This window comes from Amphritea atlantica, assembly GCF_900111095.1.
Lineage (GTDB): Bacteria > Pseudomonadota > Gammaproteobacteria > Pseudomonadales > Balneatricaceae > Amphritea > Amphritea atlantica.
In genome coordinates, this window is the sequence record NZ_FOGB01000001.1 from 697,451 (window position 1) to 712,881 (window position 15,431).

Annotated in this window: 17 protein-coding genes; 13 read left to right on the plus strand and 4 right to left on the minus strand. The window is 50.6% G+C overall.

Annotated elements, in window-relative coordinates:
* Positions 1-75 precede the first annotated feature (75 nt).
* The 6 genes from BMY09_RS03165 (at position 76) to BMY09_RS03190 (ending at position 5,748) form a co-directional block, all read left to right on the plus strand.
* The gene (locus tag BMY09_RS03165; RefSeq protein ID WP_091353786.1) at positions 76-516 is read left to right on the plus strand and encodes a cupredoxin domain-containing protein; all 441 of its coding nucleotides are present in this window, start codon (positions 76-78) and stop codon (positions 514-516) included.
* Between the two features lie 53 nt (positions 517-569).
* Complete coding sequence (locus BMY09_RS03170) at positions 570-1,388, plus strand: tetratricopeptide repeat protein (RefSeq protein ID WP_175483427.1); 819 nt, start codon at positions 570-572, stop codon at positions 1,386-1,388.
* Between the two features lie 526 nt (positions 1,389-1,914).
* Positions 1,915-2,358 (plus strand): cytochrome c-550 PedF, encoded by a 444-nt coding sequence (gene pedF, locus BMY09_RS03175; protein WP_091353792.1) that lies wholly within the window; start codon positions 1,915-1,917, stop codon positions 2,356-2,358.
* Between the two features lie 12 nt (positions 2,359-2,370).
* Complete coding sequence (locus tag BMY09_RS03180; RefSeq protein ID WP_091353794.1) at positions 2,371-3,276, plus strand: substrate-binding periplasmic protein; 906 nt, start codon at positions 2,371-2,373, stop codon at positions 3,274-3,276.
* 247 nt (positions 3,277-3,523) lie between these two features.
* The gene (locus BMY09_RS03185) at positions 3,524-3,808 is read left to right on the plus strand and encodes a hypothetical protein (protein WP_091353797.1); all 285 of its coding nucleotides are present in this window, start codon (positions 3,524-3,526) and stop codon (positions 3,806-3,808) included.
* 176 nt (positions 3,809-3,984) lie between these two features.
* A complete protein-coding gene (locus BMY09_RS03190; protein WP_091353798.1) occupies positions 3,985-5,748 on the plus strand; it encodes a PQQ-dependent methanol/ethanol family dehydrogenase in 1,764 nt (587 codons plus the stop codon).
* 169 nt (positions 5,749-5,917) lie between these two features.
* On the opposite strand, the gene BMY09_RS03195 is transcribed toward BMY09_RS03190, so the two are convergent.
* Together BMY09_RS03195 and BMY09_RS03200 are read right to left on the minus strand one after the other, a co-directional pair.
* Entirely contained in the window at positions 5,918-6,754 is an 837-nt protein-coding gene (locus BMY09_RS03195; RefSeq protein WP_091353801.1) for a 23S rRNA (adenine(2030)-N(6))-methyltransferase RlmJ, read from the minus strand.
* A 115-nt stretch (positions 6,755-6,869) separates the two neighbouring features.
* Entirely contained in the window at positions 6,870-7,373 is a 504-nt protein-coding gene (locus BMY09_RS03200) for a helix-turn-helix transcriptional regulator (RefSeq protein ID WP_245756484.1), read from the minus strand.
* A 141-nt stretch (positions 7,374-7,514) separates the two neighbouring features.
* Between BMY09_RS03200 and BMY09_RS03205 the strand changes: the two genes are divergently transcribed.
* Entirely contained in the window at positions 7,515-8,126 is a 612-nt protein-coding gene (locus BMY09_RS03205; protein ID WP_091353806.1) for a cytochrome b/b6 domain-containing protein, read from the plus strand.
* A 72-nt stretch (positions 8,127-8,198) separates the two neighbouring features.
* Here BMY09_RS03205 and BMY09_RS03210 read toward each other — a convergent pair whose 3' ends face one another.
* Positions 8,199-9,104: a LysR family transcriptional regulator ArgP gene (locus BMY09_RS03210; RefSeq protein WP_091353807.1), complete on the minus strand. Its 906-nt coding sequence runs from the start codon at positions 9,102-9,104 to the stop codon at positions 8,199-8,201.
* A gap of 107 nt (positions 9,105-9,211) precedes the next feature.
* Here BMY09_RS03210 and BMY09_RS03215 point away from each other — a divergent pair, with 107 nt between their 5' ends.
* Positions 9,212-9,838: a LysE/ArgO family amino acid transporter gene (locus BMY09_RS03215; RefSeq protein ID WP_217647377.1), complete on the plus strand. Its 627-nt coding sequence runs from the start codon at positions 9,212-9,214 to the stop codon at positions 9,836-9,838.
* A 26-nt stretch (positions 9,839-9,864) separates the two neighbouring features.
* On the opposite strand, the gene BMY09_RS03220 is transcribed toward BMY09_RS03215, so the two are convergent.
* The gene (locus BMY09_RS03220) at positions 9,865-11,424 is read right to left on the minus strand and encodes a methyl-accepting chemotaxis protein (protein WP_175483428.1); all 1,560 of its coding nucleotides are present in this window, start codon (positions 11,422-11,424) and stop codon (positions 9,865-9,867) included.
* 304 nt (positions 11,425-11,728) lie between these two features.
* Between BMY09_RS03220 and exaC the strand changes: the two genes are divergently transcribed.
* The 5 genes from exaC to pqqB all read left to right on the plus strand — a co-directional run.
* Positions 11,729-13,249, plus strand: coding sequence for an acetaldehyde dehydrogenase ExaC (gene exaC, locus BMY09_RS03225; protein ID WP_091353811.1), 1,521 nt, complete (start codon positions 11,729-11,731; stop codon positions 13,247-13,249).
* Between the two features lie 392 nt (positions 13,250-13,641).
* Positions 13,642-14,055 carry an alternative ribosome rescue aminoacyl-tRNA hydrolase ArfB gene (gene arfB / locus BMY09_RS03230; protein ID WP_091353814.1) on the plus strand — a complete coding sequence of 138 codons (414 nt, stop codon included), beginning with the start codon at positions 13,642-13,644 and terminating at the stop codon, positions 14,053-14,055.
* Positions 14,056-14,082: 27 nt separating this feature from the next.
* A complete protein-coding gene (locus tag BMY09_RS03235; protein WP_091353817.1) occupies positions 14,083-14,259 on the plus strand; it encodes a DUF3012 domain-containing protein in 177 nt (58 codons plus the stop codon).
* Between the two features lie 161 nt (positions 14,260-14,420).
* Positions 14,421-14,492 (plus strand): pyrroloquinoline quinone precursor peptide PqqA, encoded by a 72-nt coding sequence (gene pqqA, locus BMY09_RS03240; RefSeq protein ID WP_003243383.1) that lies wholly within the window; start codon positions 14,421-14,423, stop codon positions 14,490-14,492.
* 78 nt (positions 14,493-14,570) lie between these two features.
* Positions 14,571-15,431 (plus strand): pyrroloquinoline quinone biosynthesis protein PqqB (gene pqqB, locus BMY09_RS03245; RefSeq protein ID WP_091353819.1); only part of this gene is annotated, 861 nt, incomplete at its 3' end.

Genomic DNA, 15,431 nt, shown 5'->3' on the forward strand with positions numbered 1-15,431 from the left:
TCTGAAGTACTATTTTTAAAAAGCAGTATCAGCTTAGCATTGATCATAAATAATGATAAGCAGAGGAATCTAAGTATGGCACGGGTGCTATTAAGCGGTCTTGCGGTGGTCACGATCACTATCTCAATGATGTTCAGCGGCAAGTTGTTGGCAGAGGGGGACCTGACCCTCAAGCCGCAGCGTCTCCCTGAACTGGTGATGGGCAGCGAAGAGAGTGACTACAGTCTGTCGCAAAAAACCTATGAACTGGAAACCGGCAAAGCGTATCGACTAGAACTGATTGCCAGTGGTTTAAAACCCTATGCGTTTCGAGCCCCGGAATTCTTTTCCTCGATCTTTCTGCGCAAGGTAGAGGCGGGAGATATGGAGATTAAAGCGGTCAGTCTGACCGAGCTGGAGTTTGAAGATGAGGGCAGTGCAGAGATGTTTTTTGTGCCTGTTAAACCCGGAACCTTCGAGTTTTATATTGCGGGGCTACGGCATAAAGGGATGGAAGGGGTGTTTATCGTTAAGTAACTCCCTGTCATTAAACGCTTATGAACCCTGTCACTGGCCAACCGGATTCAACCATGAAAAACGTTTCCGCTTCGATCATTCTTACTGTTTCACTGGCACTGGCCGCAGCTGTTCATGGGGCTGATGCTGATAGCGGTCTGCCGGAGGAGTTTCTTGATGCCCGGCCCAATAATCAGCTCTATATGGCTTACGCTGAATTTAAAATGGGCCATCACGATCTGGCCCGGCAGATGTGGATGCATATTGGTGGTTCTGGCAGGTCTGAAGCGCTGTTTAATCTGGCTAACCTCTATATCCAGGGCGTTGGCGTCGATAAAGATCCCGAGCGGGGGATGCAGCTTTACCGCCAGTCCGCTAAAACAGGTAGCAGGGCGGCGGCTTATCAACTGGGGCTGATCTATCTGTATTCACCTGACTATAAGAGTCGTGACCAGGCTCGTCACTGGTTAACCGTTGCCGCTTTGGATGGTGATAGTGATGCGGCAAGTCTGTTAGCCAGTCTGGAGCGCGATAAACCTGGCGATCCCCTGTCGCAGGTTGAGGCGCTTCTGATTCATGGAGATAGTGATCAGGCTCTGGAGCAATTGGAAGCACTGGCAGCAGCATCGCCACCGGATTATCGCGCAATCACCCGACTGGCCTGGCTGTATGAGAGTGGTCTGGCGGTAGAGCGGGACATTGACCGGGCTGCAGAGCTGTTCATGCAAGCTGCAGAAGCGGGTAACGCAGAAGCACAATATGCCCTCTCAGTGATGTACCAGACCGGTGTAGGGCGGGAGCAGGACGATAGTCTGGCAAAGCAGTGGCTAGAAAAATCAGCCTCCCAGAGCTATCCTCCGGCGCTGGATCAACTGCAACAGATTGATCAATAACCCTATCCTTCAACCATCATATTTCACCGTATGACTGCAAAGCTCTGCGCTGCACTCTGGCCGATTAAGTGTTTTAGTCAGCCGGCTCTCCTCTGCTGATTCTGGCCTCTGTCAGCGTCAGTTTTTGTTTGTTTCGCAACGGCGTTTCAACAGCGCATCTATCAAGGAATCAGGGATATGCAAAGCTGGCTTAAAAATCCTGTTGTGCATTAAACCGGTATCTGATGACGGTTTTTGATCAATTGACTCAGTGGCAGGTAGTCAAGGCCAGGTTATCACTCATCAAATGCAGATAATGCCCTCCTGTTTTTTATATAACCTATTGATGTATATGGATTAAATTATATCGGCGGATATAGCTAGTACGAAGGTACTAGTTTTTCAGCACCAAAGCAGAATTCTGGAGCTTTCTCCTCCCGTTCTATTATGTCTCCTATAGCGATCTCCCGCTCTTTTGTGAAGTGTGTGCCAGGGTAAGCCTGGGAGATCCAGAATTTTTAAAACTCTAATAAGACTGGTGATGTAAATGAGAAAGCCAACTAAAACTCTGGGTGCTGTTGCTGCGGGGACTCTTTCTATGCTGTTGTCGGCGCAGGTATTGGCACATGGTGATGTAACGCCGCAGTCGGTGGATGTTCATGAGCTGAAACAACTGGGTGATGAGTGGCTGGATGAGAACCCCTATGGTGAAGATTACGAAAAACACGATGTTGCACTGGAGATCGGTTTTTCAGCCTACACTCAGAACTGTGCCCGCTGTCATGGTCTGGAAGCGATCTCAGGCGGTATTGCTCCGGATCTGCGTTACCTTGAACCTGGCATCGAGGGTGATGACTGGTTTAAATACCGGGTGATTAACGGTGCGGTTCGAGATGGTCGGGTGTACATGCCAAAGATGGCAGATTACCTGAGTCAGGAAGCGCTTTGGGCAATACGTACCTGGTTGGTTTCAGTAGCAACCACAGAATAACCGGAGTCTGAGATGCGAATTCTGGTGCTGTTAGCTGTATTGACCCTGAGTTGGGCAGGTGCGGCTCAGGCTCGCTATTACGATGATGTAATCGCCAGTGGTGTTATTCACATTGGCGCTTACAAAGACTTCCCGCCGTACTCTTTCGAAAGAGATGGCGCGCCCGTAGGGGTGGATATCGAGATTGGCCAGCGGATCGCCGAAGCGTTCGGCGTGAAGATGGAGGTTCACTGGATCACTCCCGATGAGAGTCTTGAGGACGATCTGCGAAACAACGTCTGGAAAGGTCATTACCTGGATAAAGACGAAAAGGATCCACTCGCAGCTAAGCATCTGGCCGATGTGATGATGCGGGTGCCCTATGATCGCGAATACGCATTTAAACGGGATGATCAGGGGCTGCTGGTCAATGATCAGGTGGTGCTGTTCGGGCCCTATCAGCGGGAACGCTGGCAGGTGGCATTTGATAGCGAAAAGCTTGACCGGGTAGGAACGGTGGCGGTGTTTCAGTATCACCCTATCGGTGTTGAAATTGACAGCCTGCCGGACTTCTATCTGACCTCCGCTTTTGGCGGGCGAATGCGAAAAAATACCCATCATTATTTCTCCAATAGCGAAGCGTTTGCTGCCATGCAGGCGGGCGAGGTCGATGCTGTTATGGGGATGCGGGCAGAAGTCGACTGGCAGATCGGTCAGGCCGGAAATCCACGTTACAAGCTGGCAGAAAATGGTTTTCCAACCATGGGTAAGCAGCAGTGGGATATCGGCATGGCGGTTTCGCAGCGCTATCGTCAACTGGGTAATGAGGTTGACGTAGTGGTTGAGAAGCTGATTCGCAGTGGCGAGATAGAAAAGATATATGCCCGATATAACCTGCGCTACGAGTTGCCAGGGTTATATCAGGATGTTGCTCAGTAATAACGATTGCTCTGGCGCTTTCAGCCTTAATAAGAGGAGCGGTGTCAGGGCATCGTGTGTTTCAGCCTGGGATAAAAGCCCTGTAGCGATGAATCAGGCTGGTGAGTTGCCAAAATCGCGGTATTCACCAGCGTTTTGTAGCAGGGACTGGTGCTTAAGTGCCTGTTGTTTAGGGCTCGGTTTATAGCGGGCGGGAATCAAAAGGATATCTGTCTGTGTGTTCAGTGTTAGCGAGGGAGGCTTTGTTATGATCACTGCAATGCCTGGGTTGATGCCGGTACTTAATGCCGACTGTAAGCTTTATTTTGATGGTCAGCATGATCGCTGGGTGTTGAAAGGCCCGCAGCAGCTTATCTTTCCGGATCGACTGACACTGATCACTCTGCAAGCTTGTGACGGCAGTTGCAGTGGCGCACAGATCGCCCGCTCACTGGCGTCTTTCTCAGATCTGAAGAATATCACAGAGTACGATGTGCTCGACGTTCTGGAGGAGTTTGAGCGACGCGGATTTATCTCTGTGTTGAATGCATGAGCCATAGTATGGCTGCCCTGAAGGCGGGTAGTACTACTAAGTAAGTACAAAACTCATTCCCCCGGTTAATTGTTGGAATGGGTGTAAATTTACAGAATGTCAGCAGGTCTGGAATCTTTGCTCAGATCTGTTGAGAGTCAGAAAATAAGAACAATCCTTAATCAAGGAGCAATGCAATGAAGAAGTTCAGCGGCAGTTTTGCTGTGTCAGCGCTGGTTGCAGCAATGTCTTTATCGGGCGTGAGCCAGGCAAATGTAACCGATAAAGATATTCTGCAGGATCAGAGTACGGTAGAAGATGTGGTATCCAACGGTCTGGGTCCGCGCGGACAGCGTTATAGTCCGCTGGATAAGATCAATACCAATACTGTAAAAGATATGCGTCCGGTCTGGTCGTTCTCGTTTGGTGGCGAGAAACAACGGGGTCAGGAATCTCAGCCGATGGTTAAAGATGGCGTGATGTATGTCACCGCTTCTTATTCCCGGGTATTCGCTGTGGATACCAAAACCGGGGACGAGCTGTGGCAATACGATGCCCGTCTTCCTGATGGCATTATGCCATGTTGTGACGTGATCAACCGGGGTGTCGCTCTGTACGACGATCTGGTGATCTTCGGTACACTGGATGCCAAACTGGTCGCTCTGGATGCTAAAACCGGCAAGGTTAAATGGAAAAAAACCGTTGCAGATTATAAAGAGGGCTACTCCATTACAGCCGCTCCGATGATCGTCAATGGCAAGGTTATCACCGGTGTGTCCGGTGGCGAATTCGGTATTGTGGGTAAAGCTGAAGCTTATGATGCCAAAACCGGTAAGATCCTCTGGTCCCGTCCGACCGTTGAAGGTCATATGGGTTATATCTGGAAAGATGGCAAAAAAGTAGAAAACGGTATCTCTGGCGGTAAGCCTGGTCAGACCTGGCCTGGCGATCTGTGGAAGAGCGGTGGTGCAGCAACCTGGCTGGGTGGCACCTACGACCCTGATACCAACTCAGTATTCATCGGTACCGGTAACCCGGCTCCGTGGAACTCCCATATGCGTCCGGGTGACAACCTGTTCTCATCCTCCCGTCTGGCGATCGATCCGGATACCGGTAAGATCAAATGGCACTTCCAGACTACTCCGCATGATGGCTGGGATTACGATGGTGTAAATGAGCTGATCTCATTTGATTATAAAGATGGTGGTAAAACCGTTAAAGCGGCTGCAACGGCAGACCGTAACGGCTTTATGTATGTCCTGAACCGCACCAACGGTGACTTTATCCGCGGTTTCCCATTTGTCGATGAGATTACCTGGGCGAAAGGTCTGGATAAGAATGGCCGTCCGATCTACAACGAAGAGATGCGTCCGGGCAACCCAAGTGCATCTGAAGATGGTAAGAAAGGTTCTTCCGTTCATGCCGTACCAGCCTTCCTGGGTGGTAAGAACTGGATGCCTATGGCCTTCAGCCAGGACACCGGACTGTTCTATGTGCCTTCCAACGAGTGGGGCATGGATATCTGGAACGAGCCAACCGCGTATAAGAAAGGCGCTGCCTATCTGGGTGCAGGCTTCACGATCAAGCCGCTGACTGATGATCATATCGGTGTGCTGCGGGCGATGGATCCGAAGACTGGTAAAGAGGTATGGCGTTATCAGAACTTCTCTCCACTCTGGGGTGGTGTTCTGGCTACCGCGGGTAATCTGGTCTTTATCGGTACTCCGGAAGGCTACCTGAAAGGCTTCGATGCTAAGACCGGTGAAGTTAAATATCAGTTTAATACTGGTTCCGGTATCGTTGGTTCTCCGATCACCTGGGAACAGGATGGCGAGCAGTTTATCTCAGTTGTCTCCGGCTGGGGTGGTGCGGTACCTCTGTGGGGTGGTGAAGTTGCCAAACGGATCAAACACCTGAATCAGGGTGGTTCAATCTGGACCTTCAAACTGCCTAAGTCTTAATTCGCTTAAGCGTTTAGATAAAAAGCCGATGCATCTGCATCGGCTTTTTTTGTTTTGCTGAAAAAGAACGCTGATCACAGATAGCAGTGCAAATCCCATGAAAGAGGTTGTCCGGTGATCTCTGCTTTCTCCACAGTGAGTCTTTTACGCGGATCAATCCTGCTGGTGTTTATTCCGGAACCAGAATATCACAGGAGTGAAACGCCCCTTTGCCCTCATCAAGGGCGTCAACCAGTTGCGGTAGCAGGGTTTTCATCTGTTCAAGCAGGGTCCAGGGTGGGTTGATAACAATCATTCCGGATGAGGTCATCCCCCGTTCAGCAGAGTCGGATTCCAGACCCAGTTCAAAGCGTTGAATATTGCGTATACCGCTGCTGATAAACAGCTTTTCAAGCTTACGGATACGGTGTCGGTCAACCACCGGATACCAGAGTGCGTAGGTTCCGGTAGCGAATTTTTTATGGGCGTTTTTCAGTACTTTAAACACCTGATCATAGTCGCTTTTGATTTCGTATGAGGGGTCCATCAGCACCAGCGCTCGCCGGGAAGCTGGTGGCAGCAGAGAGAGGAGGCCTTCGAGGCTGTCCTGATTCAATACTCGGATGCGGCGATTGCTACGGGTATTCTGGCTGAGTAATTTAAAATCGGTTGGATGCAGTTCATACAGGGTTGCGCGGTCCTGCGGGCGCATGAAGTAGCTGGCGATCAGGGGGGACCCGGGATAAAAGCGTAATCCGCCTTTCGGATTGCAGCTGCCAATGGCAGCGAAATAGCTGGCAAGGGCGGGCCACTGCTCTGGCTTCAGTTTACCGATGCCGTTGCTGAACTCTCCCAGTTTTTCCGCCTGATCTGACTGCAGATCATACAACCCGGCTCCGGCGTGGGTGTCAATATAGTCAAATGGTTTATCTTTTTTGATCAGATGTTCGAGGATCTCTGTCAACACGATATGTTTCAGAAGGTCGGCAAAATTGCCTGCATGAAAAGAGTGTCGATAACTTAGCAAAACAGTATCCTGATCAGAAGGTTAGGTTGAGAGCATCATGGTGGCGGGTGACTATCGTTGTATTCACCCTCAGGGTCAATAGATCCGCCGGTTAATATACCGCCTTAATAAAAGGTTATAGCAGATCTTCAATAAACCAGGCGGAGAATGCATGTCTGCCCGGTGTCCCGGACTTTTGATAAATAGCCGATGCCTGTTGACGGATTGTTTTGTCGGCAGTGCCCCGCAGTGCTGCAATCTCTTTCAGGCTGTAGCCTTTGAGAAGCATGATGCCGACATCCCGTTCGCTGGCCGTCAGCTGCCACTCGGTAAATTGTTCATCGATGGCCTGACTCAACTGTTGGCGGGCCGCGAGCACCGCAACTGATTCGGGAACCGGCATATTCTTTGCCGCTTCCAGCTCCTCCTTCAGCTGTCGGATCTGGCTTTTTTTCATAAAGTTATCAAAGATCAGTAAAGACAGAATGATCAGCGCAAAGAGTAAAATGGTGATTTCTTGCAACAAGTGGGTCAATCCGGCGCCGTGGGACAGATCCGCAGCGATGTCGGTGCCACTGGCACTGACGATCACCACCAGGAACAGCATCAATAGATAATCCTGAGAGAAATGCTTTAACACTTTAAATCCTTGTCATATTTTTGTTATATCATCTGCTCCGGCAGATGCCGGATCGATTTACTGCTTTGTTTGAGGAATTATAAAGCAGTAAGTTTACTATTTTTCTGAATCTTTATTCACGTCTTCATTCATGGTGGGATTATGTCCGAAAAAGTTTACGTTTGGGATAAGTTTGTGCGTTTGTTTCACTGGGTGCTGGTGGCCCTGTTTGCCATTAGCTATATCTCTGCTGAAGAGATCGAGTGGTTGCACGTTTATTCCGGTTATACGATCGCTGCACTGATTGTGTTACGTGTTATCTGGGGGCTGATTGGCAGCCGTTATGCTCGCTTTAGCGATTTTGTGCCCTCAGTTGCCACGACTAAGGCCTATATTTCGGGAATCACCTCCGGTAAACCGACACGCTACCTGGGGCACAACCCTCTGGGTGGCCTGATGGTGGTGGCATTTCTGGTGATGCTGACGCTGATTACCCTGAGTGGAATGAAACTGTACGCGGTTGAAGAGGGTAAAGGTCCGCTGGCAGTCGCCCCGCAGATACACCTTATCAGCCAGGCCTACGCGCATGAGGGGCATGAGCATGAGCATGAAGGTGAGGGAGAGGGTGATGAGTTCTGGAAAGAGATTCATGAGTTTTCTGTGAACCTGATGGTGTTGTTAATTCTTCTGCATGTTGCCGGTGTCGTTTTGTCCAGCAGACTGCATAACGAATCGTTGGTTAAATCGATGCTGACTGGTTTCAAAGAGAAGTAGTAACTGCGATCTCTGGCTATCGTCGTTGCTCAGACTTCGTTGCTGTGCAACGACGATACGCTGGTTCGGCCGCTAGATCGGCAGTTTGCTGGACTGTTGCAGATGATGCTGGCAGTACCGGATGAGTTGCTGCGTCAGCTTATGACCGGTTTCTGTGACCAGATTCCAGCTGTGCCAGTATAGTGGTACCTCAAGACACTGCCCCACTGATATTTCCCTCACCGCATCCCGATCGATCAGAGTCTGCATCTGCAGATCCGGTGCCATTCCCCAGGCGAATCCTCGCCGTATCAGTTCTGTGAACGCTTCAGAGGAGGGGACCCGGTGGCGGGGGTAATCGTCTACTGCGGGATAGAAACGTTGAATGAAGCTGTCCTGCAGCTCGTCTTTCTCATTGTATTCAACCGCCGGAGCGAGGCTCAGAGCTTCTGCGGTTACCCCATTGGCAAAGTAACGTTGAATATAGTCCGGACTCGCCAGGGCAAGATAGCGGCTGATGCCGAGAAAGACCGCATTGCTTCCCTGTAAGGGTTTGTTGCTGGCGCTGATGCAGCCCTGTACATCGCCTTGTCGAAGCAGTAGATGGGTCTGATCCTGATCATCAACCCGAAGATCCAGCAGTATCGGACTCTGTGCCAGTAACGGTTGTATCGCATCCATGAACCAGGTTGCCAGGGTATCCGCATTTAAACCGATAGTCAGTTTGGTAAAGCCCTCCTGGTGAGCGCTGTCCAGGGTTTTCAGCAGTTCACTCTGGAGCAGGGTCACCTGATGATAGTGACGTTGCAGATGTTCTCCGGCCGCGGTCAGTCGTAGTGGCTGGCTGCGCACCAGCAGTAACTGGCCCGCTGACTCCTCAAGTTGCCTGATCCGCTGGGAGATCGCCGACTGGGTTAAAAACAGCCTCTTTGCCGCGCGCTCAAAACTCTGCTCTTCGATCACAGTGGCCAGGGCCTTCAACTGCCGATAATCAAACATAGATGTAATATCAGTTTTGCTAATGAAATATAAATATTATTAGTTTTACTAACACATGTCGATCTCTTACCCTTGCAGCAATCCACAAAGTCGGCATAGGTTGTCTCATGATGTCATTGATATTTGCCCCGTTTACTGCCGGTCTGGCGACCAGTGCCGGCCTGATAATTGCCATCGGTGCCCAGAATGCGTTTGTTCTCAGTCAGGGGGTGCGCCGTGAGTACCACTGGTCGATAGCGGCGCTGTGCAGTCTTATCGATGCGCTGCTGATTACTGCCGGTATTGCGGGTATGGGGGTGTTGATCGGTCAGTCTGAGCTGATGCTGAAACTGATCAGTTGGGCGGGCGGGGCATTTCTTTTGTGGTATGGTGCGAATGCGCTTCGTTCAGCGTTACGCAGTGAATCCCTGAGGCTTTCCGGCAGCAACTTTTCCAGCCTCAGATCGGCGCTGCTGGCCACCCTGGCCCTGAGTCTGCTGAACCCCCATGTGTATCTTGATACCGTGGTGTTGCTGGGCAGTATTGGTGGTCGCTATCCCGATCAGCAGCGCTACTGGTTTGGCGCCGGAGCGGCGATGTTTTCATTTGTCTGGTTCTTTTCCCTGAGTCTTGGCGCCCGCTGGCTGGCTCCGCTGTTCCGCAAGCCTGTCAGTTGGCGCATTCTCGATATGCTGGTCTGTGTGATGATGTGGACGCTGGCGGTTTTGCTGCTGAACGGCAACCTCCGTCCCTGAGTCCCGGGCGGAGGCTGATGTTTCAACTATTGAATGGTCCGGTTGACGATCTGTGACAGATCCGTCACCAGTCGGGCGAGGTTGTCGATAGCCTGGTTGGTACTGCTGATTGACGCTTTATTGCTATCGGAAATATCCCGTATTGAGATGATACTTTTGCTGAGGCTCTCCGCTGTTTCGTTCTGCTCATCGGCCGCCACTGCGATCTGCTGGCTCTGATCAGAGATCTGATCAAGGGACTGGCTCAGCTGATCGAACGCCTGACCGGCTATCTCTGCCCGGCTGATACTGTCTCTCGCCTGAGTATGGGTTTTGCTCATCGTATCTGCAGTATTGCGAACCTGATTCTGAACGGCACCGATACTGGATTTGATCTGCTCCGTTGCTTTCTGAGTGCGTATGGCTAACTCCCGCACCTCATCTGCTACCACTGCAAATCCGCGGCCATTATCACCGGCTCTGGCCGCTTCGATGGCGGCATTGAGTGCTAACAGGTTAGTCTGGTTGGCAATATCGTTGATGATGGTGGTGATATGGCCGATCTCATCGGTCTGAACATGTAATTGTTCTGACAATTCAGCTGACTGCTCAACTTCAGCGGCCAACAGCTCAATGGTTTTCAGCATATCATTAATGGTGGTTCTGCCGGTCTGAGCTTCCATGGCCGCCTGATGGGTTACCTCAGAAGTCCGGGAGGTGTTTTCTGCAACGTTATGGGAGGAAGACGCCATCTCCGTACTGGCTGAGGCCAGCATATCGCTCTCCAGATTCTGCTGTTCAATGCCCGTGGTGGTCTGGTTGAGACTCTGATGAGTCAAATCCATTACCTCTCTGAGGGTTTTGATGGCATCCTCCACGCGGCCGGTAACGGTATGTAGTTTGGCTTCCAACAGTTGAATGGCAATGTCTGTCGCACCGGTTTCATCCATCCGTCCGCTGATTGCCCGTTGCGAAAGGGGGTTGTTGTAGATGTTCAGTGCCTGTTTAACACTGTTCTGCAGCGGTGTTAACTGCCTGTAGGTGAGGGCACTGATGGCGCAGGTGAGCAAACCAGAAAGCAACAGTTTTATCGGCATATCCAGTGGTGCAATACCGATCAGAGATACGGCCAGTAAGCCAGAAAAGACGGTGGCGGGGATGCGGTAACTCAGGCGGATGCGGGACAGTGATAACCGTTTCGGGTTGCTGTTTACCTGGTCATAAAGTGCCTGTGCCTGACGTTTAATCTCATTGGGAAGCCGGCCGCGCACCGACTGATAACCGACTTTTTTGCCATCGTTATCATATTGCGGTGTGACATATGCGAGCACCCAGTAGTAGTCGCCATTTTTACAGCGATTCTTTACTGCGCCCAGCCAGGGTTTATCAGCCTTTAGATTAGTCCATAAGTCAGCGAAAGCCGCCGCAGGCATATCCGGATGGCGGACAATATTGTGGGGTTTACCTACCAGTTCTTCACGGCTATAACCCGAAATATCAATGAAGTTCTGATTTGCGTAGGTGATGCATCCCGTCAGTGTGGTGGTCGAGATTAAACGGCTGTTTTCAGGGAAGTCCCGCTCTTTACCATCTGTACTGCTGGTCATCTGAAGTTCTCCCTTTGTCGCTCCTACAGCTCTATGGTCATGTTCAGTCATTCGGTCTGAATCTTTTGCCGGGCTGTTAATGTTCAGTCTGCTAAGGCTATATCAATAGTATGTTGTATATGACGATGTTGCGAACTCTTTATCCTCAAAGTGGTAATTGGATTGCATACATGCAACTACTACTAAATAACTAATTTTTCAGTGCCAAGGGAGCATAGGTGGAAATGGGGGTTACTGACTAATATGGAAGGGTAGTCAAACGGCCCGCAGAGTGCGGTGTATAACAAAAAGAGAGGCTTGGACAATGATTTACGCACAGCCAGGAACCGAAGGTTCTGTTGTTTCCTTTAAAGAACGTTACGCAAACTATATTGGTGGTGAGTGGGTTGCGCCAGTAAAAGGTCAGTATTTCCAGAATACAACACCTGTCACTGGCGAAGCATTCTGTGAGATCCCACGCTCAACTGAAGAAGATATTAATCTGGCACTGGATGCTGCACATGCAGCTAAAGACGCCTGGGGCCGTACCTCTGTTACAGAGCGCTCCAACATTCTGCTGAAAATCGCAGATCGCATTGAACAAAATCTGGAAATGCTTGCTGTTGCTGAAACCTGGGATAACGGTAAAGCGGTTCGTGAAACACTGGCTGCCGACGTGCCTCTCTGTGTTGACCACTTCCGTTACTATGCCGGTTGTATCCGTGCTCAGGAAGGTTCCATGGGTGAAATCGATGAGAACACCGTTTCTTATCAGTTCCATGAGCCACTGGGTGTTGTTGGTCAGATCATTCCGTGGAACTTCCCGCTGCTGATGGCTGCCTGGAAACTGGCACCAGCACTGGTAACCGGTAACTGTGTGGTACTGAAACCCGCTGAGCAAACTCCTGTTTCTATCCTGAAAATGATCGAAGTGATTGGTGATCTGTTGCCACCGGGCGTACTGAACATCGTTAACGGTTTTGGTAAAGAAGCGGGTGAAGCGCTGGCTACCAGCAAGCGTATTGCCAAAATCGCCTTTACCGGATCGACTCCGGTCGGTGCTCACATCCTGAAATGTGCTGCTGATAACATCATCCCATCAACGGTTGAGCTGGGTGGTAAGTCTCCGAACATCTACTTTGAAGATGTTATGGATCAGGAAGAAGCGTTTGTCAGTAAAGCGGTTGAGGGTGCGGTTCTGGCATTCTTTAACCAGGGTGAAGTATGTACCTGCCCATCACGCTTGCTGATTCAGGAAAGCATTTACGATCAGTTCATCGCTAAAGTGATTGAGCGTGCTAAACAGATCAAACGTGGTAATCCGCTGGATACCGATACGATGGTGGGTGCTCAGGCTTCTCAACAGCAGTTCGATAAGATTATGTCTTATATGGAGATCGGTAAGTCAGAAGGTGCAGAGTTCCTGATCGGTGGTGACTCTCACGCAAATGATGGCGAGTTCAGTAAAGGTTACTATGTACAGCCGACTCTGATGAAGGGGCACAACAAGATGCGCGTCTTCCAGGAAGAGATCTTTGGTCCTGTGGTTGCCGTGACAACCTTCAAAGATGAAGCTGAAGCGCTGGAAATTGCCAACGATACTGAGTTTGGTCTCGGTGCCGGTGTCTGGACCCGCGACATGAACCGCTCTTACCGCATGGGTCGTGGTATCCAGGCTGGTCGGGTATGGACAAACTGCTACCACCTGTACCCAGCACACGCTGCGTTCGGTGGTTATAAGAAATCTGGTGTAGGTCGTGAGACTCACAAGATGATGCTGGATCATTATCAGCAGACCAAGAACATGCTGGTCAGCTACGATATCAATCCACTGGGCTTCTTCTAAGCCGGATTTAATTCCTAGAGCTATTCCCAGGGGCAGCTGGTCTGCCCCGCTTCTCAGTCTCCAGTCGTCGTTTGGAGATTCGCACCGCAGCCCACTCTGTACGAGTGGAATGCACTCCGCATCCGGTGTTCTTTTCATGCCGGATTATGTCGGTGTTTTTTGGCGGCCTTCTGGCCGCCTTTTTTCTTCCCTTCTGTCTACCTGAATCGTTTACAACGCGTTCGGCTCGATGCCGGTTTGCCGCTGAATCGTTGATGACGATCTGCGCAAGAGAGCTGAGCTGGTAGAACCGGCAATCACAGAGGCGGTATAAGGCCCGGCAGGACGATACCCTCCTTACAGGCCTGCGGAAACTGATATAATCGCTCCATTGATCTGAAATGGGGTGAGTTGTGCTGATAATATCCAACAACGTATCGATACCGGATGAGGAGATTGAGCTGAGTGCAATCCGCGCTCAGGGCAGCGGAGGGCAGAACGTTAACAAGGTTTCATCCGCTATCCATCTGCGTTTTGATATTAATGCCTCCTCTCTGCCGGAGTTTTACAAGGAACGGCTGCTGCAGTTAAAAGACTCACGCATAACCAAAGAGGGTGTGGTGGTGATAAAAGCCCAGCAGTTTCGCACTCAGGAGAAAAACCGGGAAGACGCGCTGCAGCGGTTACAGTTACTGATTCGTAGTGTCTCCGTGGTTCAGAAAGCGCGTCAGCCGACCAAACCGACCCGCTCATCCCAGCGTAAACGGGTGGATAGTAAAACCAGGCGGGGTCAGATTAAATCTTTGCGTGGCCGGGTAACCGATTAATTGAATGAAACCAGGGAGTAGATATTGATGAACAAGATTAAGCAGCTGAGCTTTGTGATGATGATGGGGGTTGCTGTGGTCAGCATGCAGGGCTGCTCGCCTGAAGTGGGCACTAAAGCCTGGTGTGAAGAGCTGAAAGAGAAACCAAAGGGCGACTGGACAGCGAATGAAGCGAAAGACTTTGCTAAGCACTGTATCTTCTAACTGACTGATGTCATTCACAAACTCAGCACCCGGCGGTCTTTTATAGACTAAAACAGGAGTGCTTTTAGTTCCAAAGTACCATATGTGATTAGCACGCCTCTTCATATGATTAAAGACAGTCACAAGACTGGAACAATCTAATAACAAAAGAGGTAATGAGTATGTGGACTAAACCAGCTTATACAGATCTGCGTATCGGTTTCGAAGTAACAATGTACTTCGCTAACCGCTAAGCAATCTATCAGACTCCGCCCACGGGTGGAGTCTTTTAGTTTTCTCTGTTCAGACACACCGACAAGATAATAATAACAATGAAAATACAAGTATTAGGCTCCGCAGCGGGCGGCGGCTTTCCCCAGTGGAACTGTAACTGCCGTAACTGTGCCGGCTATCGGGCCGGAACCCTCAATGCCAAATCCCGGACTCAGTCATCTATCGCTGTGAGTGCCAACGGTGAAGACTGGATTCTGTTTAATGCCTCGCCGGATATTCGCCAGCAACTGGCTGACTTTGCGCCGATGCAACCGAATCGAAAGATTCGTGATACCGGCATTGCGGCGATTGTCTTCATCGACAGCCAGATTGACCATACCACCGGTCTACTGATGCTGCGTGAAGGCTGCCCCCATGAGGTCTGGTGCACCGATATGGTGTATCAGGATCTGACCACCGGTTTCCCCATCTTTAAGATGCTGGAACACTGGAATGGCGGCATCAAACGCAACCGAATTCCCGTTGAGGGATCGGTAGAAGAGGGCACCAACACCTTTGTGATCCCTCAGGTACCCGAACTGAAACTGACAGCGGTCGCGCTGCTCAGCAGTGCACCACCCTATTCACCGCATCGCAACGATCCCCACCCAGGGGACAATATAGGTATCCTGATAGAAGATACCCGCAGCGGGAAAACTCTGTTCTATGCCCCTGGTCTCGGCCAGATTGAACCCCACCTCAAACCGATTATGAAAGACGCGGACTGTTTGCTGGTTGACGGCACCATCTGGCGCGACGATGAGCTGATCACCTCCGGTGTTGGCGACAAGCTTGGCGTCACCATGGGCCATCTGGCGCAGTCCCGTAATGATGAAACCGGTAAGGGTGGCATGATCGACTTTCTGGATACGCTGGATAAGCCCCGGAAAGTGCTGATCCACATTAACAATACCAATCCG